Origin of the sequence: Rhodohalobacter sulfatireducens, assembly GCF_022012475.1 — a bacterium.
Lineage (GTDB): Bacteria > Bacteroidota > Rhodothermia > Balneolales > Balneolaceae > Rhodohalobacter > Rhodohalobacter sulfatireducens.
In genome coordinates this window covers 67,402-90,664 of the sequence record NZ_JAKLWS010000011.1, presented here as the reverse complement: position 1 = coordinate 90,664, position 23,263 = coordinate 67,402, and the positions used below count along the sequence as shown (strand labels likewise).

The 23,263-nt window shown below is 42.4% G+C and carries 17 protein-coding genes; 14 read left to right on the top strand and 3 right to left on the bottom strand.

Features of this window, described 5'->3' with window-relative positions:
- Positions 1-383: 383 nt before the first annotated feature.
- Complete coding sequence (locus L6773_RS10490; RefSeq protein ID WP_237854195.1) at positions 384-1,034, bottom strand: hypothetical protein; 651 nt, start codon at positions 1,032-1,034, stop codon at positions 384-386.
- A 44-nt stretch (positions 1,035-1,078) separates the two neighbouring features.
- On the opposite strand from L6773_RS10490, the gene L6773_RS10485 reads away from it, so the two are divergent.
- From L6773_RS10485 to L6773_RS10455, 7 genes are all read left to right on the top strand, one after another.
- Positions 1,079-2,662 (top strand): NFACT RNA binding domain-containing protein, encoded by a 1,584-nt coding sequence (locus L6773_RS10485; protein ID WP_237854194.1) that lies wholly within the window; start codon positions 1,079-1,081, stop codon positions 2,660-2,662.
- Complete coding sequence (locus tag L6773_RS10480; RefSeq protein ID WP_237854192.1) at positions 2,659-3,204, top strand: shikimate kinase; 546 nt, start codon at positions 2,659-2,661, stop codon at positions 3,202-3,204. The genes L6773_RS10485 and L6773_RS10480 overlap by 4 nt, the downstream gene beginning before the upstream one ends.
- The gene (aroB, locus tag L6773_RS10475; RefSeq protein ID WP_237854184.1) at positions 3,182-4,276 is read left to right on the top strand and encodes a 3-dehydroquinate synthase; all 1,095 of its coding nucleotides are present in this window, start codon (positions 3,182-3,184) and stop codon (positions 4,274-4,276) included. The genes L6773_RS10480 and aroB overlap by 23 nt, the downstream gene beginning before the upstream one ends.
- Positions 4,277-4,428: 152 nt before the next feature.
- The gene (locus L6773_RS10470; protein WP_237854182.1) at positions 4,429-8,988 is read left to right on the top strand and encodes a translocation/assembly module TamB domain-containing protein; all 4,560 of its coding nucleotides are present in this window, start codon (positions 4,429-4,431) and stop codon (positions 8,986-8,988) included.
- Positions 8,989-9,021: 33 nt separating this feature from the next.
- On the top strand, positions 9,022-11,172 hold the full coding sequence (gene rnr / locus L6773_RS10465) for a ribonuclease R (protein WP_237854180.1): 2,151 nt from the start codon (positions 9,022-9,024) through the stop codon (positions 11,170-11,172).
- Positions 11,173-11,188: 16 nt separating this feature from the next.
- Positions 11,189-14,545, top strand: coding sequence for a peptidase MA family metallohydrolase (locus L6773_RS10460; RefSeq protein WP_237854172.1), 3,357 nt, complete (start codon positions 11,189-11,191; stop codon positions 14,543-14,545).
- Between the two features lie 80 nt (positions 14,546-14,625).
- On the top strand, positions 14,626-15,420 hold the full coding sequence (locus tag L6773_RS10455) for a glycoside hydrolase family 16 protein (protein ID WP_237854170.1): 795 nt from the start codon (positions 14,626-14,628) through the stop codon (positions 15,418-15,420).
- A gap of 57 nt (positions 15,421-15,477) precedes the next feature.
- Here the strand turns inward: L6773_RS10455 and L6773_RS10450 are convergent, their stop codons facing one another.
- Positions 15,478-15,762: an HU family DNA-binding protein gene (locus L6773_RS10450; RefSeq protein WP_237854168.1), complete on the bottom strand. Its 285-nt coding sequence runs from the start codon at positions 15,760-15,762 to the stop codon at positions 15,478-15,480.
- A 180-nt stretch (positions 15,763-15,942) separates the two neighbouring features.
- On the opposite strand from L6773_RS10450, the gene L6773_RS10445 reads away from it, so the two are divergent.
- Genes L6773_RS10445 through L6773_RS10430 form a run of 4 tightly spaced genes read left to right on the top strand, consistent with a single transcriptional unit; the run spans position 15,943 to position 20,233 of the window.
- The gene (locus tag L6773_RS10445; RefSeq protein ID WP_237854167.1) at positions 15,943-17,592 is read left to right on the top strand and encodes an alanine/glycine:cation symporter family protein; all 1,650 of its coding nucleotides are present in this window, start codon (positions 15,943-15,945) and stop codon (positions 17,590-17,592) included.
- Positions 17,585-18,223: a uracil phosphoribosyltransferase gene (gene upp, locus L6773_RS10440; protein WP_237854165.1), complete on the top strand. Its 639-nt coding sequence runs from the start codon at positions 17,585-17,587 to the stop codon at positions 18,221-18,223. Before L6773_RS10445 ends, upp begins: the two co-directional genes overlap by 8 nt.
- Positions 18,162-18,761: an LPS export ABC transporter periplasmic protein LptC gene (gene lptC, locus L6773_RS10435; RefSeq protein WP_237854163.1), complete on the top strand. Its 600-nt coding sequence runs from the start codon at positions 18,162-18,164 to the stop codon at positions 18,759-18,761. The genes upp and lptC overlap by 62 nt, the downstream gene beginning before the upstream one ends.
- A complete protein-coding gene (locus L6773_RS10430) occupies positions 18,758-20,233 on the top strand; it encodes an OstA-like protein (RefSeq protein WP_237854161.1) in 1,476 nt (491 codons plus the stop codon). The genes lptC and L6773_RS10430 overlap by 4 nt, the downstream gene beginning before the upstream one ends.
- Positions 20,234-20,271: 38 nt before the next feature.
- Here the strand turns inward: L6773_RS10430 and L6773_RS10425 are convergent, their stop codons facing one another.
- Positions 20,272-20,634, bottom strand: a complete 363-nt coding sequence (locus L6773_RS10425) for a four helix bundle protein (RefSeq protein WP_237854159.1) — start codon at positions 20,632-20,634, stop codon at positions 20,272-20,274.
- A 132-nt stretch (positions 20,635-20,766) separates the two neighbouring features.
- On the opposite strand from L6773_RS10425, the gene pcaF reads away from it, so the two are divergent.
- The 3 genes from pcaF to L6773_RS10410 are packed head-to-tail and all read left to right on the top strand — an operon-like array spanning position 20,767 to position 23,204.
- Positions 20,767-21,981: a 3-oxoadipyl-CoA thiolase gene (pcaF, locus tag L6773_RS10420; protein ID WP_237854157.1), complete on the top strand. Its 1,215-nt coding sequence runs from the start codon at positions 20,767-20,769 to the stop codon at positions 21,979-21,981.
- Positions 21,982-21,992: 11 nt separating this feature from the next.
- On the top strand, positions 21,993-22,595 hold the full coding sequence (locus tag L6773_RS10415) for a DUF1801 domain-containing protein (RefSeq protein ID WP_237854155.1): 603 nt from the start codon (positions 21,993-21,995) through the stop codon (positions 22,593-22,595).
- Between the two features lie 12 nt (positions 22,596-22,607).
- Positions 22,608-23,204 (top strand): acyltransferase, encoded by a 597-nt coding sequence (locus L6773_RS10410; RefSeq protein WP_237854153.1) that lies wholly within the window; start codon positions 22,608-22,610, stop codon positions 23,202-23,204.
- Positions 23,205-23,263 lie beyond the last annotated feature (59 nt).

Genomic DNA, 23,263 nt, shown 5'->3' with positions numbered 1-23,263 from the left:
AAGATCTTTTACTCCTCCCTGGCGTGGAGAATAGCTATAGATTTCTTAAAAACATTTTGTATTTTGTAACTCTGTTTGAGATTAGGACTCAACATGACAGACGAAATTATAAGCTAAATTAAACAAAGGCGGGTGATTTTATGCCAAGCGGAAAGAAAAGAAAACGATCTAAAATCGCGAAACACAAACGTAAAAAACGTCTGAGAAAAAACAGGCATAAAAAGAAAAAGTAATTTCAGGTTGAAAGTATTTGAGGGCACAAGAAATTGTGCCCTTTTTTTATGGATCGACATTCAGGTTTCAAGAGGTAATCTACGCGGAATGCAACGTCACTGGCACAAAAATAGTTTAGCGCACCCTCGAATTGTGAATTATGAATCCAATTAAGCTGCCTGGACAACCACAGAATTATCAGCAATTTTGATAATTCTATTTGCCTTATAAAGAAGATGAGTTAGTTTTCTCCCAATATATTCATGTACTTGATTAAGGCTGTTTAATTCTCCAATTGAGAATTGGAAATAGGAGAGCAGGTTGATGGCTGTAAGATATTTTCCATACTCATCGCCGTCAATCTCTATGTGCCAGCGCGTAATGATGTCATCAGAAATTAAAAGTTCATTTACTTTCTTACTGGCCCGGTCCATCCACTCACTGGCCATTTGAATCCTAAAATTATCATCTTCCGTTCCGGTTTTTGGCTGACAGCTTTCAACATCAAAATGCCATACCAATTCAATGTCTATGGAGGGAGCAACATTGGCTTCAATCAAGCGCTTTGATTTTAACATGGGGTGATCATCAGTACCTTCTAATTTATTGGCAAGAGCAGCTTCTCGAAACCTGTCCCAATCAAAATTGATCGACAAATGAGTAAGGTGATCTGTTGAATCATTAAGATCAATTAAAATTTCGAGGCCTGCTGCATTTATGTTTGATTCTTCCCACGTTTTAAACTTAACAACGTTTATATTTCTCTTGTTTAATGAACTGCTAATTTTATTAACAACCGACTGAAAAATTGGATACTGCATGTTCGAATTTAATTTGAAAATGGTTTTCTTTATTTCTCATCCCAATGAATAACTTCTATGCTTTAATATATTTAACGGAGGTACTAAAAAACAAATGTAAAGGTCAAACCTTTCAGTTTAGTACCTCACCGCATAAAGATGTTTGGGATTGTTACCTCTCCGGGAATGGTTCTCGTTTTCGATTAAAGTTTTCAACTAACCCGGAGGAAACGGCCCTCTTTGTTGATTCCGACCGACCACCAAAGAAAACAAATACTACTCCTTTTTTTGGAGTTCTATCCGATAAATCTGTCCGGGAAGTTTCCATGGCGGAGAACGATCGTTTCATCACATTCTGCTTTGATGAAGACTACTCGCTAATGTTCCAGATTTTTGGAAATTCGCCCAACGTTTTTTTAGTCAGAGACAATATTATTATCGAATCATTCAAATCTCCAGATGATTTTGAAGGCAAAACACCTCCTGAACCTCGAAAGGGATCAAAGCCACAAACCCCCAATCCTGACGATTCTGTAAAGAGGGTCATCACAAAGCTGGATAAAAAGTTTCCGCGCCACCTGATTCCGTTGATTATTGATGAGTTTGATTTGAACGAAAAATCGATTCCCGAGATCAAAGAGGTTATAGACAAGTTGATCGATTCAATGCTCAACCGTCCGGAATTTCGAGTCCTTGAGAACGGAAACTTGTGCCTGGTCCCCCAAGATCTGCTGCCGTATTCCAATCTAAAAGTATATGATAATGTTAATGATGCGATACGGCATGCCTACTACAAAACCTCGAATGAGCGCCGTCTTGAATCCAGAAGACAGTCGATCAAACCGAAAATAGACCGAATCATCAATAAGTATGAGTCTACCCTTGACCAATTGAAGCATGCTGATAAAGGCTTAAAAAGAGCCGATAAATATGAAAAATATGGGCATATTTTGATGGCGCATGCCCACGAAAAAAATGAATTTAATGAATCGGTTACATTTCCCGATCTTTACAATCCCGACGAAAACGTAAAAATACAGCTTAAACCAAAATTGTCGCTCGCTGAAAATGCTCAGTATTATTATGAGAAAGCTAATAAATCGAAGCGGAATGTGGAGGAGTCGAAACGCAGGCTCGGGGAAATCAAAAAGAAATTGAAAAAATTGAAAGTGCTTCAAAAATCACTGAATGACATTGATAAGATTTACGAATTCCGTGATTGGTATAAAGAGAATGAAGATGCACTTCTTGAAGCAGGCGTGTTGAAAGCTGAAACTGAAAAGAAAGCTCCTCCCTATCGTATTCTTGAAATCGACGGATACACCGTTTGGGTGGGGAAAAACGCAAAGAGCAACGACCAATTAACCACCGATGCGCATAAAGAAGATGTTTGGATGCACGCCCGCGGAGTGAGCGGTTCTCATGTTGTGATTCGAATGGACAACCACAAAGAGATGCCCCCAAAGAAAACGCTTTTGAAAGCGGCTTCAGTTGCAGCATGGAACTCAAAAGCACGGGGATCCGGACTGGCTCCTGTGATGATTACAAAACGAAAATACGTAGTTAAACCGAAAGGGGCTCCCACCGGAACAGTTCGCGTAAACCGTGAAGAAGTTGAAATGGTGAAACCTCAAAAAATGCCCTCATGAACAAACCCAAACTTTCGCATCCTGTTTTTTTGTGTGGTATGATGGGATCCGGTAAATCCACAATTGGAGAAAAGCTTGCCGATAAAATTGGGGTAGCATTTGCAGACCTGGATTCTGTGATTGAGAAATCTGAAGGCATGAGCATACCCGAAATATTTGAACAAAAACAGGAAAAAGGATTTCGGGCAATCGAGAGAAATCAGCTCATAAAACTGGCCGGAGAGATCGAAGGTATCCTGGCACTCGGTGGCGGATCACTCCAAAACCAACAGATTGTAGACCACCTGAAAATTTATGGATGGCTTATTTTTATTGATACATCCCGGGCTGATATTTTCGAACGATTAAGTGATCCGACAGGAAGGCCGATGCTTGAGACTGCCGATGAACTGACTGAGAGGATCAATTCCCTGTTTGATGAACGAATGCAGTATTATGAGCAGGCACACTTTTCCGTTCAAACGGAGAACAAATCAGTCGATGAGATTACAACCGAAATTGTGAAAAAACTGACTATCTATGAAGGCCGAGATTACCATTAACGCATCCTCCGGAAGTTACAAAGCTGCCGTTGGCGAAAATATATTTGAAGAAGAACTTGCTAATTATCTTAGTCAGAAACAGGCCGATAAACTCTTTGTATTGATTGATGAAAATGTTTTCCGTCATCACTGGAAAACCATTCAGCCTATTTTATCTGAACTCGTAACAAATGTTCACTTTCTCCAGGTACCAGAGGGAGAAAGCAGCAAGTCAGTTCGTTTTTGGAGCAAGACTCTCGATTTTTTGTTGAATGCAGGGATCCGCAGAAATGTGCCTCTTGTAGTCATTGGGGGCGGCGTTACCGGAGACCTCGGCGGATTTACAGCTGCCACGGCATTGCGGGGAATTCCGCTGATTCATGTGCCCACAACTGTTTTGGCAATGGTAGACAGCTCTATTGGCGGCAAAACAGGCGTGAATCATGCCACCGGTAAAAACCTGATCGGGTCATTTTATCAACCGGACCGAGTTATTGCCGATACCCGGTTCCTGGAATCTTTGCCAAAAACTGAGTGGATCAATGGTCTAAGCGAAATTCTTAAATATGCGGCCATCCGGGATGAAGCGATCTTTTCTGAAGCGGAAATTTTCATGGAACCCGACCTCCAGTCCATGAATAAAAAGAAACTGATTCACCTAATTGCGAAGTGTATTAAGATTAAAGCCGATATTGTAGAAGAAGACGAGTTTGAGGGAGGCATCCGCGCCTTTTTGAATTATGGCCACACATTCGCTCACGCACTGGAAAAAGCCTGTGATTTTGATACCATAAGCCACGGTGAAGCGGTGTACCTCGGGATGCTTGCCGCCCAGGAATTATCGAATTTAACGGGGGCAGATCTTCAAACAACTAAACTGTCTGCATATCGTTCCTTGTATAACTTCAGAATATCAAAAGAGGAGTTATCATACAATCAACTCAATGAGTATATGAAAGCGGACAAGAAAAGAACTGATGAACATATAAAATTTGTTCTGCTTAATAATTGGCAAGAACCGGAAGTAAAAACCGTAAAAGATAAAACACTCATAAACCAGGCATGGGATGCAGCTTCAAACGAATTATCATAAAATTTCAACGACCCTGACCGAGATTGCTACTTAGATATATACATAAAATCTGGATTTTCTTTTGGCGAACGGTGTTTGCGCTCTTTGCCGTTTTGCTAATCTCAGTGCCGGTGCTTTTGGGTTTACTGCAGTTACCCGCCAGTCAGGATTATATGAAAGATGAGGTAATCATAGCCTTTAATGATCAATTTCAGGGAAACCTTGAACTCGGAAGAATCGGTGGATTTCTCCCTTTTTCAGCAAGTGTTAATGACGGTCGTGTTTATGCTCCCTCCGATTCAATAAATCCTGTTTTTTCATTCGAAAGAGCTGAAGTTCAGGTGAACCTGTGGGAGATCTTACAGCAAAACTTGTCGATCACCACATTTGAAGTGACTCAACCCACCATTTATCTCACAGAAAGAGATGACAGAATCACGTTCTTTCACGCACTCAGTCAACGCAGAACTCAAACACAAGAGGAAACAAATTTCATTGAAGGTGGCGAAATTCGATTGCTGCAGCGAATTAACATCTTTGCACCTTCGATTTCAGTAGTGAACGGACGAGCTGAAGTGGATGAATCGATCAACCTGCCGAGTCAACTACATGTTCAGGCCCCTTTGAATGTAGAAAATGTAAGCCTTGACCTCTTCCTGGAGGTTACCGATTCGCAGATCTATTTCGACCTGCCAAATTTTATCGCCGAAATTCCCGGAACGCCGTACGAATTCTTCCAAATGAGCGGGCAGTTTTACAATGATGATGAATTTTTTGAGCTAAATCGGTTTCGAATAAGTACAGATATCGGTGAGGCAGATTTCAGTTTTGAAGCCTCGCCGGTGACTCTTTTTGAGGATAGTTTAAGCCGTCAATTTAAAGATGCTTCATACCGATTTTCCGTAACAGAAAGTTCTTTTGAAACTGAATTTGTTCAGCTTTTCGTTGAAAATTATCCTCCATTTGAGAATAATCTTGATATCATTTTAGAGTCTGAAGGTTCTCAAGAGGAATATTTTCTGGATCGGCTTCAGGCCAATCTAGGGGAATCTTCTGTTTTAATTACTGCAAATGCTCAAAATCTGTTCACAAATAATTTCTCCTACCACGCTCAATTGGATAATGTGGTCATTCAACCCTCGATGTTCGATTGGATTTCAGAAACCTATTTCGAGAATGAGTATAACTTGCAACGGTATCAACTTAGTACTATTCGCGGGGAGCTGGATGGAACCCGGGAAAAATTGACGAGTGATTTTGAAGCTCAAACCCAAGCTGGTTCGTTTGCACTGGATGGCTCCCTTTCACTTAATCGACCGCTGGATTACAATCTTCTGTTTGAGGTCGATTCACTTGATATCACTCCATTCATGAACGATACAACTCAGAGTACCATCATCCAGGGAAATGTAAATCTTGATGGTACGGGAACCGGAACCAATGCACAATTTGCAAGCTCGGTCGATTTGAGCAACAGCACACTTATGGGAGTAGATTTGACCTCTTTTGTAGCCGACTTCGATTATGATACCGGCCACCTCGATTACGACATCAATGGCGGAGACGGCGAGTTTTTTGTATCAGCAGATGGTTCTTACAGGCGAAATGAAGCTCAGCACATTTTTACCGGCGACGGTACGGTACAAAACCTGGATATCGAAAAATTCTATCCTGAATTTCATTCCGACTCCACCAGTTTCAACAGTACTTTTTCCGCAGATATTGAAGCCTCAAACCTGGATGACCTGGTGGGCCGTGTAAGTTTTGAGATGGAACAATCTACTATTAATGCTGACACTCTGCGACCTCATCAGTTTTATGCAGACATCAACCCAAACCCCGACGGAACCCGCACGTTTCGATTTACCTCATCATTTTTTGATGGCGAGATGCAGGGTACGCTCGATCACAGCCTCATTCGAAATCACATTCAATATTGGAATGTATATCTGAAAGAGCGAATCTCTGAAGAATTCCTGTTTAATCCGGGTTACTTTGGGGAGCTACTATTACCGGAGTTTAATGAATCGGACAGCAGTTCCGTTGATGTATCCGTACAGATGAATGTGAAAGACCTGTCACTTTTCAGAAAATACTACCCGGATTTTCCCGAGGTTGAAAGCCAGGCACGTTTCAATGCTACAGTCAGTTCGTCACGGGACAGATTACTTATTACCGGAAATTTTGCTGACCAGGATTTCCACACGGAACAACTCCGTGCCAATGATTTTAACACCACATTTACCGCCAGCTTACGCCATGACGCAGACTTGAAATCATCCAGCACGATCGATCTTCAAATCAACAGTGCTGAAGCCGGTTTTAGAAATTTCAATCTCAGGGAGGGCTCCATAGACTTTACCATGAGGGATGACTCTTTCCGAGTTCAGCAAAATTTTGCCCGCCTTGAGGACGAGCTTGTTCTCGAATCATCATTCACAGGACGTTTACAACCCGATTCCGTACAGGTTTCTATCGGGGAGTTCGAAATCGGTACATCTGATTATCGATGGACAGCTCAAAATAATCCGCAATTGGCATATACCAGCAGTGAAAGTTTTGTGATAGATAGTCTCGTTCTGATTAGCGATGCGGATTACATTGCTGTTGACGGCACCTATAGCGGTAATTTTGAGGATTCCGTCAATTACGAAATTCAGAACCTTGACCTGAGCCGAATTTCTGACCTGATCGGGGGGCGAGTTTCTTTTTCAGGATTATTGAATGGAAATTTCCAAACCCGTACACTCACACAAATCCCCTCCGTTCAAGGAAATTTGAGTGTTGAAGAAGGCAGAATGCAGGGAAGAATTATTGGAGATGTAAATATTAGCAGTGCATTTAATAGCGAAGAGGAACGATTCGATACAAATGTCCGAATTTACACCAACCCTGACAAATATCAGCGATATTACAACAGGAATGAAGGAATTGGTCAGGATATTCGGCTAAACGGGTATTTTAAACTGCCCAACGAGAATACAGCTGAGGATGAAGAACTCTTTAATTTCGATGCAGATTTCCGCCAGATAGATATGTGGATTGTAACCGCAATCGTACCTAATATCATTACAGAGATGGAAGGAAGTGCAACCGGTAGCGGAGTCATTTTTGGAACAGCTAACGATTTTGACTTTGATGCAACATTCAACACCTCAGATGTGTACGGTGTACCCGCATTTACTAATGTGGAGTATACCCTGAATGGCGATATCCGGTTCAACAAATCAGACGGATTACTTTTCCAGGATATCCGGGTAGAAGACCAATTCAATGGCAATGGCACACTCAGCGGGCAGGTAGATTTGAATAATTTTTCTGAAACCACAGATATTGATCTGACGCTGGATATGGATGAACTTCAATTCATGAACAATCCTTATGATCCTGATATTCCGTTTTATGGTAGTATTTTCGGAACCGGCCAGGCTCAAATTACTGGAACTAATTTTGCACCGGTGCTGAGTACTACACGTCCGCTCATTGTTTCTTCGAATTCAAGCATTTCAGTTCCACTTGAACCCACTACAGAGTATGAACAAGATCAACGGTTTATCAGGTTTGTAGAATCATTTGATTTGCCCTATTGGCAGGGGCCCCTGGCAAATGCAAATGGTGAAAATGGAAATGGAGAAGTTGATGAGGAGTTCTCATTTATGGATCGATTTACGATGGATCTTCAGTTCCAGGCAAATAATCCTATTAATATTGACCTGATATTTGATCGCGTAACGAATGATGCAATTAGCGCTGATGGAACAGGTCAGATTCGTATTCTTTTGGCTGACCAGGATGTAAGCATGTTCGGCCGGTTTAACATCACGGGTGGTAGTTACCAGTTTGTAAGTGGAGATATTTTCACCCGAAGGTTTTCTCTTGAACCGGGAGGTTCCATCGTTTGGTCGGGAGATTTAACAGATGCAGATCTGAATGTAACAGCCACCTATCGGGCACGGCCGAACATCAGGACATTACTGCTAACAAATGAGGCAACTCCTGATGGGCCGGCTCAACGAATACCGATAGAATTGGTACTTGAAATTACCGGGACAATGACTTCTGTGGAAAATGAATTCTTTTTCAGGGTGCCCACAGGTATTCAAACTAATGTTGATCCCAGAATTGCTACACAGATCAGCAATCTGAATCAAAATGAAGATGAGAAGTTAATCCAGGCTACCAGTATTTTATTGAGCGGAAACTTTCTGCCTCCTTCACAAACACAGGGACTCGGTCTCACGGAAAGTCTCTCAGGCACGGCGGTAGTTGTAAATCCACTCTTGACGAGTCAATTGATAAATCCGTTACTTTCAAATCAGATTAACTCTTTGTTGAGAAGTGACATCACATTTGATATTGACGTAAACCTCAACTCCTTCAATGAAGTTGATTTAGGAGTTGCGCTCAGATTTTTTGATGACAGGATTGTTTTGCGCCGTGAAGGTCAAATTACCGGTGAACAGAGTGATATTGGCGATATCGGAGCAACTTATCGCATCAATCAAACATTCTCTCTGACTGCCTTTCACAGGCGAGATCCAACTCTGAATTATGAAAGCAGTTTGGAACAACAAGCCCAGGAGATGAACGGCGTGGGCGTAGAAGCCCAAGTGCAATACAATACCTGGCAAGAATTAAAAACAAGAATTTCTAATGCATTTCGGTCATTATTTGGAATTAAAGAAAAAACTGAAGATGATGATCAAGAATCAACAATTGCAGAAAGCAACTGATTGATGACCGAATTTTTAAACCATAGTTAATTAATGTCTGATAACAATTTAAGTTCACTTGAAAAGAAAATAATTGAGATCCTACAATCCTACCCGGATGCATCTATCCCGGTGCCATTGCTAATCGAAGCGCTTGGCCTGTCAAAAAAGAAGGGCACAAGGAAAATCAAAAGTGCAGTAAATCGATTAAAACAGCTTGGTCATATCAGGGTATCGAAAGGAAACCTGGTACGACTCAATGAAACGACTGCGGGCGATAAAAATATAGTGAAAGGAAAGCTGGATGTAACCAGTCATGGTGATGGCTACGTGATTGTAGAGGGTCGCGACCAGGATATCAAAATTGCCCAAAAAAATATGAGTACCGCTCTCGACGGTGATATTGTTACTGTAAAACTGTTGGGGTATCACAGGAAGAGTAATAAACCTCTCGGAAAGATCGAGAGTATTGAAAAACGGGCAAACACACTCTTTGTAGGAACACTTGAAGAGGTTGCCAAAAACACCTATATCATAAAGACAGACTCTCATTCCAGCCGTGTTGATTTTTTCGTTGAAGGTGACCATCTGCATGAGGCAAAACCCGGAGACAAAGTTTCTTGTACACTGATACAATGGGATGATGAACGCGGATACCCTCAAGCCAGTATTGTACAGGTTCTTGGAAAGAGCGGTTCAAACGAAGCCAATGTATTATCTATTTTGGCCGAAAAGCAGTTCCAAGCAGCCTTCCCTCCCGAAGTCGAGGAGTTTGCAGGTAATATTCCCGATGAAATTCCCGAACAGGAAATTGAGCGCCGCCGGGATATGCGAAATGAAGTTGTATTGACAATTGATCCGGCTGATGCCCAGGATTTTGACGACGGATTGAGTATCGAAGTTCTCAATAATGGGAATTACTACCTGGGAGTACACATTGCCGACGTTACTCATTATATGCCGCGAAATACCGTTTTGGATGATGAAGCTTTCAATCGCGGAACCAGCGTTTATTTGGTGGATCGGGTTATTCCTATGCTTCCGGAACGTCTCAGCAATAACATGTGCAGCCTACGCCCTCGTGAGGATAAACTGGCATACAGCTGCTTTATGGAAATTGCTCCCAATGGGAAACTGGTAGATTATTCCATTGAAGAAACGGTCATTCACTCGAACGAACGCTTTGTGTACGATGAGGTGCAGGAGATCCTGGACGGTAAAAAATCGCATCCGCTTGAAACTCAGTTAAAAACCCTGCAGGCCCTGGCCAATACCTTGCTCGAAAAACGATTTCAACAAGGATCCATCGCTTTTGAAACTCCGGAACCAAAGTTTGTGCTCGATGATAATGGTAAACCCATAGATGTTATCGTAAAAGAGCGGTTGTTCGCGCACAAACTGATTGAAGAGTGCATGTTAATGGCGAATAAAACAGTAGCCAAACATGTGGATTCACTACGGAAAAAAGGCGGAAGAACGGCTAAGAATGACCACCCCTTTCTTTATCGTGTTCACGACAAACCCGACCTGGAGAAACTCCATAATATTCGCGAAACAGCAAAGCCACTGGGTATAAATTTTGAGGTAGACGGATCAATCTCATCCAAAAATATCAACGAGTTGCTGAAGCAAGTTGAAGATACGTCAATTGAAAAGATTATTAACGGTTTGATGCTCCGTGCAATGTCCAAAGCAGAGTACTCTCCGAAAAATATTGGCCACTTTGGGCTTGGATTTTCAAACTATGCACACTTTACAAGTCCAATCCGCCGTTATCCAGATGTAATTGTTCACAGGCTCCTTAAAAGGTACAATGCCGGTTCAAAAGAGTATACATTTACTCAATTAGAACATGCAGGTGAACATTGCAGCGAAAGAGAACGTTATGCCGTTGAAGCAGAACGAGATTCAGTAAAACTGAAACAGGTTGAATATCTGTCTGAGCGCCTTGGAGAAACCTACCGGGGTACAATCAGCGGGGTAACCGAAAACGGTATCTATGTTCTGCTAGACGATATATACTGCGAAGGTATGATTCGCGTTAGTGATTTGAAGGATGACTATTACATCTATAATCCTAACTTGCATTGCCTTGTGGGAAGGTCGAAAGGCAAAAAATTCCGGCTCGGTGATAGCATAAATGCAAAGGTAACACGAACCGACCTTGACAAAAGGCAAATTGATCTGGTGATCGCTGATTTTTAACTACAATTTTATAAACATGCGCGTAACGTATAAAATTTTACTTACCTCTCTGATCGCTTTTCTGCTTGCAGGATCAGCGGTTGAAAATCTTTATGCCCAGTTTTTCAATTTTGGGAAAAACCGGGTTCAATACGAGAAATTCGACTGGAGGTTTATTGAGACCGACCACTTCGATGTGTACTACTATAACTCCAAGAATTACCACCTCGCCCAGTTTACGGCAGAAGCAGTTGAATCGAGCCTGAAACAGCTAAATGAAGATTTTGGAGATCAGATAACTTCCCGTATTCCGGTCATTATCTACGATTCTCACAGCGATTTTTCCCAGACAAATGTAGTTGCACTTCCTGTTGACGCTCAAGGAATTGGCGGTGTGACAGACCTATATCAAAACCGGATGACACAGCCCTTCATGGCTGATTATGCTGATTTCCGGCGAACGATCCATCACGAGTTGTTACACGCCTACGTGAATGACATCTATTATGGCGGATCTGCTCAATCGCTCATCAACAATAATATTCAGCTTGTTTTTCCTAACTGGTTTGATGAAGGCCTTGCTGAATTCCTGGCGTTAAAATGGGATACACAAACAGACATGTATGTGCGCGATGCGGTGTTGAATGATTACCTTCCACCTATTAGTCAGCTCAGAGGTTTCTATGCCTATCGCGGTGGACAATCATTTTGGTACTATATCGCTGATCAATATGGACGACCGAAAATCACGGAGATACTTCAGAGAATTAAAACCACTCGAAATATCCAGCAATCTCTTATTCAGTCTTTGGGTTTGAATGTTGAGGAGATTTCGGAGCGATGGCAAGAATATTATCGGCAGAGGTACTTTCCGGAAGTTGCCAATCGCCAGTCACTGAACAGTGTTGCAACACAAATTACAAACAGGGCTCGGTCCGGTTCTTACAATACCAGTCCATCTATCTCCCCTCGTGGCGATCGAATTGCGATGATTACCAATCGGCGGGGTGTATTTGACGTAGTCGTGGTTGATGCAAACAGCGGTGAAAGATTGAAAACAATTGTAAGCGGTGCAGACAATCCAATGTTTGAGGAGTTAAATATCCTGAATCCAAACCTATCCTGGTCTCCAAATGGATCAAGAATCGCTCTCTCAAGTAAATCTCAGGGATCTTACAACCTGGCTATTGTTGATTACGAAACTCTGGATACACAAACAATTCGATTTCCAAAAGTAGATGCCATCAATTCCGTAGCATGGTCACCCGATGGAAATAAAATTGCATTCGACGGCAACATTGGTCCCTATCAGGATATCTTTGTGTACAATCTTGAAACCCAGGATTTTGTAAATCTAACAAACGATATCTTTACGGATGTTGAAGCGGCGTGGGGCCCTGATTCAGAAACAATTTATTTTGTTTCAAATCGTGGCGAACATATCCAACCGAACACTTATCTCGCTGGCTTTTCCGGCATGAAAGATGATTCGTTCTTTCAGCATGATCTTTACTCAATAAATGTTGAAGAGCAGCGTATAAATCGATTAACGAATACTCATTGGGATGAAACAAATCCAAAGTTAACCCAAAACGGAGAACTGCTTTTTGTTTCCGATCAGAATGGAATCCCAAATATTTACGAATATGATCTGCAAAGCCGCTCTGTTTATCCACTGACTGATCTGCAAACCGGACTTATGCAGATGTCGGTTTCAGCTGATGGAACCCGGCTTGCATTTAATGCCCTGAACGAAGGCTACCCCGACATTTTTATGATGCGCTCCCCCCTTGCACAACGAAGGGATGCGCCATTAGAGCCAAATACCTGGGCAAGAGAACGAGCCGAAGAACGCCCCGGAGATCGTGTTCCTGCTATACAATATGTGCAGGAGATGATTGAATCACGGCCGCAGGGAAATGCTATCTCATCGCGATTCCTGGCTGATGCATCCACATCCGGTCAAAATCGATATATTGAACCCAGTGAACCCGATACAGCCGATAGTGAGGAACAATCAGACAGAATCGATTTCAGAAATTATCAATTTGGTGAATCCGTAGTTCGAGATTCAACTCTCGAACTTCGAGATGACCCAAGTAATTTTGAACCTGAAAATAATTTAACTGCAGACGGATTATTTCAGCCCAAAGAGTATAAGCTTGAATTCTCACCAATATTCAGTTACTCGGCAGCTCAAGTGAGTACGTATTATGGAACATCTGCGTTCGCTTACATTTCGCTAAGTGATCTGTTTGGCGACCATCGAATCTCATTTGGTTCGAACTTGGTGTTTGACCTCCGAAACAGTGATTACAGTTTTCAATACGGATACTTCAAGAACAGGACCAATTTCCTATTATCATATTTCCACCAATCCAGGAATTATCAAACCTTTTTTGGTGAGCTTCTGAGATTCCGAACCTATGGCGGATCTATTGATTTTCAATATCCATTGAACCGATACCAGCGGTTTGATTACGGCGTATCAGCCATTGGTATTGCCAGGGATTTCAGCACTGTCTCAGGTTTTGGAGGTCAAAATACACGAAATGAAGACACATGGTTCCTCTACCCACAGGTTACATTCACGGGTGATTACACCATACCGGGATTCATAACACCTGCCGGGGGAACACGGTACTCCGTTCGGTTATCGGGCAGCCCTCCATTGGGAAGTGAGATTCCTCAATTTGCAACAGTACTCGGTGATTTTCGCAAGTATTTCAATTTGGGGTCGAGATATTCTTTTGCCCTGAGAGGTTCGGGGTCAGCTTCATTTGGCCGCGACTCCCAAACATTCTTTATGGGAGGTATGCTTGGATGGATCAACCAAAAATGGTCGGATGCGGAAATTCCGTTCGACAGGCTCGCCGATACTTTTTTCACTCTCCCGGCAACACCGCTTCGGGGGCACGAATTTAACACAATCTTCGGTGATAGATTTACCATGGTGAATGCAGAATTTCGGTTCCCGCTTTTTGCAGCCGTACTTCCGGGTCCCATTCCCTTGCTGCCACTATATAACTTAACCGGCGTTGCTTTTGTGGATGCTGGTGCTGCGTGGGGATTCGATGTACCGTATTTCAGATATAGCGATGAGAGAGGAAATCCAATCGTTTACTATGAAAACCCCTCTGAACTCGACTGGCGAATCGGGAACAAGCGTACCGAATACATCAACCCACAAACCGGGTTGTTACGCGAAGGCGAACCTCAGGACGGTGACCTGGAAACAACCTTTGTTGACGGAGATATTCTTATTGGCGCCGGATTTGGTCTCCGAACCATTCTTTTGGGACTTCCGGTCAGATACGATATTGGATGGCCGTATGGCAGAGATGGATTCCAGGGAGATCCGATTCATTATTTTACAATAGGTATCGATTTTTAAATATTTCTTATCCACTCTTTTGATTTATCCCAATGGCTCATAATTTATTAGAGTCATTGGGATTTTTTTATTTATCATCTATGAGAGAAATAATTGCTGTTGCCACACTCTTAATCATCGCAAATCTAATCGCTGAAACTGCTTTTTCCCAGGATTATAAATTGGTTTGGTCGGAAGAGTTTAACGGGGAATCTATTGATTCCGACACCTGGAATTTTTGGGAGGGAACGGCATACAATAATGAACTGCAATATTACACTCCACGATCGAAGAACGCTTATGTCGAGGAGGGCAAACTATACCTTGAAGCCCACCGGGAAAATTATCGGGGAATGGAATACACCTCAGCACGAATATCAACAGACAGTACCCAAATCGGCTGGAAGTATGGTCGTTTCGAAGCACGATTGAAAATGCCGGAAGGAAAGGGATTTTGGCCTGCGTTCTGGTTGATGCCCATTCGCGACATTGACTGGCCAAAGGGTGGCGAGATAGACATTATGGAATATCGCGGAAATGAACCTTATACCACCAGCGGTGCGATACATTTTTGGAGAGGCGGATGTGAAGGCGAAACTCTTGACTGCAGAAGATTTTTTGTGAAAGAGTTTACAACTGAAGAGAGCAAACTCAGTGAGGAGTTCCATATTTACGCCCTGCAGTGGACTGAAGATGAACTAACCTGGTATTTTGAAGATGAGATATTTCAGCGAATTCGATTCGATGAGTTTGATACTGAATTCAATCCCTTTTCAACTCCTTTCTATATCATCTTAAACCTTGCCGTTGGCGGTGATTTTCTGCCAAATCCGGACGAATCTACTGAATTCCCACAAGCTTTCGTCGTGGATTATGTAAGAGTTTATCAAAAGTAACTACTTACATTGCAGGCTGTATTAACCCCTCCGAGAGATTGTTGAGGATTTGCAAAATTAGCTATTCGCTTCGTTTACCTGCTCTTTAAAATCTTTCGAAACTTTCAATTGAGGGACAAACTGCTCAGGAACAATAACTTCTTCATTTGTCTTTGGATTTCTTGCAACCCGTTGAGCCCTTTTTACTACTTTAAAAGTTCCAAAACCGCGTAGTTCAATATTTTCGCCCCGTTTCATGGCATCAATGACAGTGTCCATAAAACCATTTACAACAGCTTCGGTTTCAACCTTAGTTAGTCCGGTGGATGATGAAATAACATCTACTATATCGGCTTTAGTCATAGTATCTTCGTTTAATCAACTTTTTATCATGTGATTTAATTAACTATATACTTCTTAATCTATAGTGCAAATGTGAATGCTCCCTCAAATCGTTCATTTTATTCTAAAATTTACTCAAAAATTTTGTCAAATCTTTTATACCTTCGTTTTTGAATTCAACACAGAATTTAACCAGAACAGATGGAAGTTTTAGAAAGAGTCGTAGGGTTTTTAAATAATCTTGTTTGGAATACCCCCGAAACGCTACCTGCAATGGTCATACTTCTTTTGGGGTATGGCATTTTTATTACACTTCGGATGGGATTCATCCAAATTCGACGTTTTACACATGGAATTAAAGTTGTAAGTGGATTTTATGATAATCCCGATGACACAGGTGATGTAAATCACTTCCAGGCTCTTTCAACTGCTCTGTCAGCTACTGTTGGCATTGGTAACATTGCCGGAGTTGCCATCGCTATTCATTATGGAGGACCCGGCGCACTTTTTTGGATGTGGGTTACCGCCTTTTTCGGAATGGCTATTAAATATTCCGAATGTACTCTCGCCGTTAAATACCGAATTCAGAATGCCGATGGCTCTGTATCGGGCGGACCGATGTACTACATTGAACGCGGCTTAGGAGAAAACTGGAAATGGCTTGCTGTAATTTTTGCCTCACTTGCAGTTATCTGTTCCTTTTTTACAGGAAATGCCATCCAGGCCAACACAGTGGCTGATGTGATGGAAAACTCTTTTTTCATTATTGTTCCACCTTATGTTACGGGGCTTATCACGGCATCACTGGTAGGAATTGTCATCATTGGTGGAATTAAAAGGATTGGATATGTAACTGCCCGTCTAACCCCATTAATGGCCATTGTATACGTTTTAGGAGCTCTTTTAATATTATTGATTAACTACGACCAGGTTCTTCCCTCTTTTGGAAAAATCTTCTCCTACGCATTTAATCCACAAGCAGGTGCCTGGGGAGTGGGTTCAGGTTTATTCATCACCACCATGGTTTGGGGTGTCAAGCGGGGACTTTTTTCGAACGAAGCAGGCCAGGGTTCAGCCCCAATTGCACATGGTGCTGCAAAAACAGAAGAGCCCGTTCGTGAAGGAGTTGTAGCTCTTTTGGAACCCTTCATCGATACCATTATGGTTTGTACCATGACAGGTCTCGTGATTATCTCAACCGGGGTTTGGGATACAAAACATATGACTGAAGTAAACCTGGGTTCTCCCGATCTCGATTTTGAAATAAGCCAATCACTGGATCAACCCAATACACTGGTTGTTGAAGATGGCATTATCCAAAATGGATCTATGTTGAGAAGTGATTTCGCTATCGACACAGTCTTTGCAAACATAGAGCAGACCGAACTGTTCAGCGGAACAATCGACACCGATAGTTATACAGCTACATATGAACCGAGTGGAGAGGTAAGTAGTATTGTTTATGGTAAAGAAATTTATAACGGTGCTACGTTAACTTCCCAGGGATTTGAAGATGGCCTTGCCCCTTTGTTCCCCGGTGGTAAATATATTGTTACAATTTCAGTGCTTCTTTTTGCGATCTCAACCTCCATATCCTGGAGTTATTACGGAGATCGATCCATTCAGTATCTGCTTGGTGATAAATCCATTATTTACTACAAGGCGGTTTATGTTGTTCTCCACTTCGTCGGGGCCATCACGGCGCTAGGTACAATCTGGGCTATTGGTGATATCGCTCTTGGACTGATGACATTCCCCAACCTGATCGCCCTTTTTGCGCTCTCCGGTGTTGTTTACGGAACCACGAAAGATTACTTCAAACGAATGGAAGAATCTGAAGACAATGACTAATTCAAACAAACCGACAATTATACAACATCCCATTGTTGCCAGGGATCTGACTATTCTCCGCGAATCGACTACTAAGACTGCAGATTTTCGGGTAGCTATGGCCCGAATTGCCACAATTTTAGCTTATTACGCCCTCAAAGATCTTCCTCTACGGGAAATTGAAGTGGATACTCCCATTACCCGTACTACCGGGTATCAGATCGACCAAAAAATTGTGATTGTTCCTATTTTAAGAGCGGGTTTGAGTCTAGTTGATGCGATTATTGATTTTGTGCCGGACGCAAAAGTAGGACATCTTGGTATGTACAGAGACGAAACAACGCATCAACCCGTTGACTACTATTCCAACATGCCTGAAGACCTGGATAAAGCCCTGGTACTTCTTGTTGATCCCATGTTGGCGACCGGTGGCAGTGCAGATGATGCCATCGATTTTCTTCAAAATAGTGGAGCAGAAAATATCCGGTTTATCTCTCTTATTTCTGCACCCGAGGGACTGGAGCGAATTTCAAACAAATATCCCGATGTTCCAATTATTACAGCAGCAGTGGATGAAAAACTTAACGACAATGCGTTCATTGTACCGGGGTTGGGTGATGCGGGAGATCGCTATTTTGGAACACATTCATAAGTTAGTACTGACTTTCTCGATTGCTCTCATCTCTATCTCTTGTACAGAGCTCTCAGAATATGATTCCCAACAAGTACAGGCTGCATTAAATGATTCCCTGATCACGACAACCGAGAGCTGGGATGTTGAAATATCACTGATGAGAAAAGGGAGAATCCGAATGATTATCGACGGTTCTCATTCCGTTCAATATCAATCAGAAGAGAATAAACGCACCACAATTGACGGCCCCGTTTATGTTCAGTTATTCGACACAACCGGTAATTTAGAAACCGAAGCATGGAGCAAGGAAGCGATCTACTATGACGATGTTCGAGAGTTTGAACTTCTGGACTCTGTCCGGGTTCAAACTGTGGATGATCGCCAGCTTTATACAGACTACCTCAAATACATCCAAGATTCAGACCGAATATCATCCCCGCAATTTGTTACAATTATAACACCTACAGACAGTATATCAGGGCGAGGGTTTAGTGGGTTGACAGATCTCACATCGTATACAATTACCGAACCACGAGGCAGGTTGATTGTAGAATGATAAGACTGATTTCCACATATACAGCCTTCCTTGGTTTATTATTTCTGATCTTTTTAACCGGCGGACGAACTCTTCATGCACAGGATCGGGTTATCATCAACCAGGCCGACCAGGCTGAAGGGATTACAATTGACGGCGAATCTGTGAGGAAAATTTTGGGTAATGTGATTCTTACAACCGAAGAGATGGTACTTGAAACAGACAGTGTTTACCAATATACCGAGCGGAATTTATTGACAGCTTTCAACATCCAGATTGAAACAGAAAATGAAATGATATGGGCGGATACTCTTTATCACAATACAGAATTGGAAATAAGTCGCCTGCGGGGTCGTGTGATTGTACAGTCTGAGGAGAATATGATGTTTAGTGATTCTATAGATGTTGATATGGAGACCGATATTGCTACTTTCAATGTGCCCGTTCGGTTTGAGGATGAGGATGGAACCCTGATTGCTCAACGCGGTCTGTATTATCAAGATGTGGATAGTGCTGTTTTTCGAGGAGATGTACAACTGTCCGATACCACTCAATACATTGAGGCCGATTCACTCTTTATGAATCGTGAGAAAGATCTATACGAGATGTACGGTCAGGTTTATGCAAATGACTATGAAGATGATGTCCGATTTTCAGGTGAATACTTGTATGCTGATTCTACCGGTTACCGATTGCTGAAGGAAGATGCCTGGCTGATGGAGGTCAGTGAATCGAAGGAAGATACCACCCACCTTTATGCTGATACGATCGAAATCACTGAAACGGATACCGTCTCCTACATGGATGCATTTCATGATGTACGGATGTGGTCTTCAAACTTTTCCGCCATTGCAGATACAGCAAATTACAGGGATGATTTGGATCAATTTATCCTGCGCTCCTCACCAAAACTTTGGCATGAAAGAATTCAGCTAAGTGGTCCATATACAGAAGCTTACATGGAAGACGATAACATTCGGTTTCTCACCTCCTATCCCCGTCCAATTCTGGTGCAGGAGGATTCATTAACCGGACGACTGCATCAAATGACAGGAGATACGTTAAATGCATATTTCCAGGATGGCGAATTGGATCGATTGAGAATGTTTAACAATACGGAGATTATTTTCCATCAACGTGATGAGAATGATCAGCCGGATGGACTCATTGAACTGATATCTGCCGGTCCGTCAATCATGCATTTTGAACAGGGAGAGTTCGACGATTTTAAAGCGGAGCGAAGTATCAATGGCTCTTACCTGCCTGAGGACTCAACGAACATCAACCGACAACTCGACAACTTTCAGTGGAATCCCGAACAAAGACCGCAGCGCCCTCAGGTTCAAACACCGCGTCTCCCACCGATCCCGGAAGAACGCCCGTTTGAGTTACCACCAAGGTACTTGAGATATTTGGAAAATCAGCAAAACAGTGGAAATGAAGATCCAACTGAGGAATTTGAAGTTGATGCTGAAACAGATGATGAATTTTAGACTTTAGGACTGTGAAATGTGGAGTGTGAAAATTCCTTTTAATACTCCCGTTCTACTCCGGCAATAAACTTGTTTAACTTTCTTCCGCATTCATCGACAATAATCCAGATTTTTTGATAGTGATCTTTATTGCTGAGCGATCCGGTTTCCATAAGAGTTTCAAGATGGTCAAGGGTTTCTAAAGCTGAAGCATGAGAAAAGATCAGAAATCGGATATATTCATTTTTGTACCGTCTTCTGCCATACCCCTCAACAATGTTTGACCGAATTGATTTGGAGGATCGCCGAATTTGACTTCCAGTCTCATAAAGCTCAAACTTAGGCAAAGAAAGTGTCATTGTGTGAATGAGAATAGATTGTTTTCTCGCAAGTTTCCATATTTCTAAATTACGATAGCTCATATAGTCAAGTTTAAGTCATTGTTATAGTTGTAATTGTATGAACCTGGAAAATTGAATTCCTTACAAAATTTGAATAGTTGAACCGCCTCCACATACCACACTCCTCACACCAGAAACCAAATCTCACATCTCATGTCTAATCTAAAAGACGCCTTTATCATAGACACTGTTCGAACCCCGGTTGGAAATTTTCGCGGGAGCCTTTCACCTATTCGAACGGATGATCTGGCTGCGTTGCCAATCAAGGAGTTGATGAAACGAAATAAGACTATCGATCCTGACTCCATCGACGATGTGATTCTTGGATGTGCTAACCAGGCCGGGGAAGATAATCGAAACGTGGCACGTATGGCTCTTTTATTAGCCGGATTACCATTTACAGTACCGGGTGAGACTGTGAATCGATTATGCTCGTCGAGTATGTCGGCTGCCATTCATGCGCGGAGAGCCATTGCCGCCGGAGAAGGAAATCTGTTTATCACCGGTGGTGTTGAGCATATGACGCGCGGCCCATGGGTGATCTCAAAAGTATCTAAACCCTTTGGCAATGACTCCGAAATGCACGATTCCAGTTTTGGCTGGCGGTTCATCAACCCAAAAATGGAAGAGTTGTACGGAACAGATGGCATGGGAAATACGGCCGAAAATCTTGTTGAGAAGTACGGGATTTCCCGTGAAGACCAGGATAAATTTGCAGCATGGTCTCAAAATAAAGCCGGAAAGGCTCAGGAATCCGGAAGATTGGCGGAAGAGATTGTACCGGTGGAGATTCCTCAAAGAAAATCCGATCCAATAATTTTCAAGGATGATGAATTCATCAAACCCAAAACCACCAATAAAATTTTATCCAAATTAAGACCTGCTTTCAAAAAGGATGGAAGTGTTACGGCGGGAAATTCATCCGGATTGAATGATGGTGCGGCAGCAATGCTCATCGCATCGGGACAGGCTGTTAAGGATCAAAACTTAGAACCGATGGCCCGAATCGTATCCTCAGGAGTGGCTGGTGTTGAGCCACGGATTATGGGAATCGGACCGGTATATGCATCCGAAATTGCTCTCGAACGCGCAGGTTTCACTCTTGATGAGATGGATATCATCGAGATCAATGAAGCTTTTGCAGCACAAGTTTTAGCTTGCACCCGAAAAATGGGAATTGACGATGACGATCCCCGAATCAACCCGAATGGAGGAGCGATTGCAATTGGTCACCCACTGGGAATGAGTGGTGCTCGAATTCTGCAAACCGCAGCCATTGAGCTTCAAAAACAACATAAACAATATGCCTTGGTCACCATGTGTGTAGGTGTTGGCCAGGGATATGCAACCATTCTGGAACGAACATAAATCAAGTAATCATGGCAAAACCCAAAACCATCGATGAATATATCGCGCGAACCGAGGGTACGTTCGCGCATCCAATCCTAACAAGAGTTCATGAAATAGTTCTGGAGACTGTCCCAAAAGTTGCTGAGGCAATTAAATGGGGAGCCCCCTCTTATGAATACAATGGCCTCATGATGAGTACACTAAAATTCAAAAAATTTGCGGCTGTCTGGTTTCACAGAGGAGCTTTTTTTGATGATCCTAAAAATCTGCTCGAAGCCAGCTCTGACGATACAAAATATATGAGAAAATATATTCTTCGGAGCATAGATGAGTTGGACGAAGATGGATTGAAAGGATTGATTCGGGAAGCAATTCGATACCAGGAATCCGATGCGGAATTAGTGGTTCCCAACAAATCAGTAAAAGAAGAATTGTATTCAGATCTGTTGGAGGAGGCTTTATCTAAAGATTCCAAAGCGAAAGCTGAATTCGAGAATTTCACTGATTACAAAAAGAAGGAGTTCATTGAATATATTGAAACAGCCAAACGGGATACCACAAAGCAACGTCGCCTAAAAAAATCCATGGATTTGATTCGGAAAGGGGTTGGTTTGAATGAGATGTATAAATAAGATTCTAAATATATGATTTACGAGTTTAATGGTTATAAACCTGTCATTCATGAAAGTGCATTTATCCATCCGCAAGCAGCAGTCACGGGCAATGTGATAATTGGCAAGCGTGTATATATCGGTCCCGGCGCGGCAATTCGTGGAGACTGGGGAAAAATCGTAATTGAGGATGGCTGCAATGTACAGGAAAACTGTACCATTCATATGTTCCCGGGAGTAACCGTTACACTGAAAGAATCAGCGCATATCGGCCATGGAGCAATTATTCACGGCTCATCAATTGGCAAAAACTGCCTTGTTGGGATGAACTCCGTTATGATGGACAATGTAAATCTAGGAGATGAGTGTATCGTCGGCGCTTTGACGTTTATACCGGAAGGAATGGAGATCCCCAATCGAAAAGTGGTGGTAGGAAATCCGGCAAAAATCATCAAAGACGTTTCGGATGAGATGCTGAAGTGGAAAACGGAGGGAACAGAGTGGTATCAAAAACTTCCCTCAGATATGAAAAACAAGTGGCAAGAGTGCGAACCGCTGCGAGAGATTCCTGAGGATAGAGATGATCAGTCAAGGGAGTATGAGACTTGGAGAGAGAAGCAGAAAGGTTGATTCTGGAAACTGGAAACTGGAAACTGGAAACTGGATAGTAATCATTAGATCATTTAGAT

Bases quoted from the DNA above. Each gene is read 5' to 3' on its own strand.
- rnr (WP_237854180.1), top strand. From the start codon at position 9,022: ATGTCTGATAACAATTTAAGTTCACTTGAAAAGAAAATAATTGAGATC.
- L6773_RS10490 (WP_237854195.1), bottom strand. From the start codon at position 1,034: ATGCAGTATCCAATTTTTCAGTCGGTTGTTAATAAAATTAGCAGTTCA.
- L6773_RS10445 (WP_237854167.1), top strand. From the start codon at position 15,943: ATGGAAGTTTTAGAAAGAGTCGTAGGGTTTTTAAATAATCTTGTTTGG.
- L6773_RS10455 (WP_237854170.1), top strand. From the start codon at position 14,626: ATGAGAGAAATAATTGCTGTTGCCACACTCTTAATCATCGCAAATCTA.
- upp (WP_237854165.1), top strand. From the start codon at position 17,585: ATGACTAATTCAAACAAACCGACAATTATACAACATCCCATTGTTGCC.
- pcaF (WP_237854157.1), top strand. From the start codon at position 20,767: ATGTCTAATCTAAAAGACGCCTTTATCATAGACACTGTTCGAACCCCG.
- aroB (WP_237854184.1), top strand. From the start codon at position 3,182: ATGAAGGCCGAGATTACCATTAACGCATCCTCCGGAAGTTACAAAGCT.
- L6773_RS10430 (WP_237854161.1), top strand. From the start codon at position 18,758: ATGATAAGACTGATTTCCACATATACAGCCTTCCTTGGTTTATTATTT.
- L6773_RS10425 (WP_237854159.1), bottom strand. From the start codon at position 20,634: ATGAGCTATCGTAATTTAGAAATATGGAAACTTGCGAGAAAACAATCT.
- lptC (WP_237854163.1), top strand. From the start codon at position 18,162: ATGCGTTCATTGTACCGGGGTTGGGTGATGCGGGAGATCGCTATTTTG.
- L6773_RS10450 (WP_237854168.1), bottom strand. From the start codon at position 15,762: ATGACTAAAGCCGATATAGTAGATGTTATTTCATCATCCACCGGACTA.
- L6773_RS10415 (WP_237854155.1), top strand. From the start codon at position 21,993: ATGGCAAAACCCAAAACCATCGATGAATATATCGCGCGAACCGAGGGT.
- L6773_RS10480 (WP_237854192.1), top strand. From the start codon at position 2,659: ATGAACAAACCCAAACTTTCGCATCCTGTTTTTTTGTGTGGTATGATG.
- L6773_RS10460 (WP_237854172.1), top strand. From the start codon at position 11,189: ATGCGCGTAACGTATAAAATTTTACTTACCTCTCTGATCGCTTTTCTG.
- L6773_RS10470 (WP_237854182.1), top strand. From the start codon at position 4,429: ATGAAAGATGAGGTAATCATAGCCTTTAATGATCAATTTCAGGGAAAC.
- L6773_RS10410 (WP_237854153.1), top strand. From the start codon at position 22,608: ATGATTTACGAGTTTAATGGTTATAAACCTGTCATTCATGAAAGTGCA.
- L6773_RS10485 (WP_237854194.1), top strand. From the start codon at position 1,079: ATGAATAACTTCTATGCTTTAATATATTTAACGGAGGTACTAAAAAAC.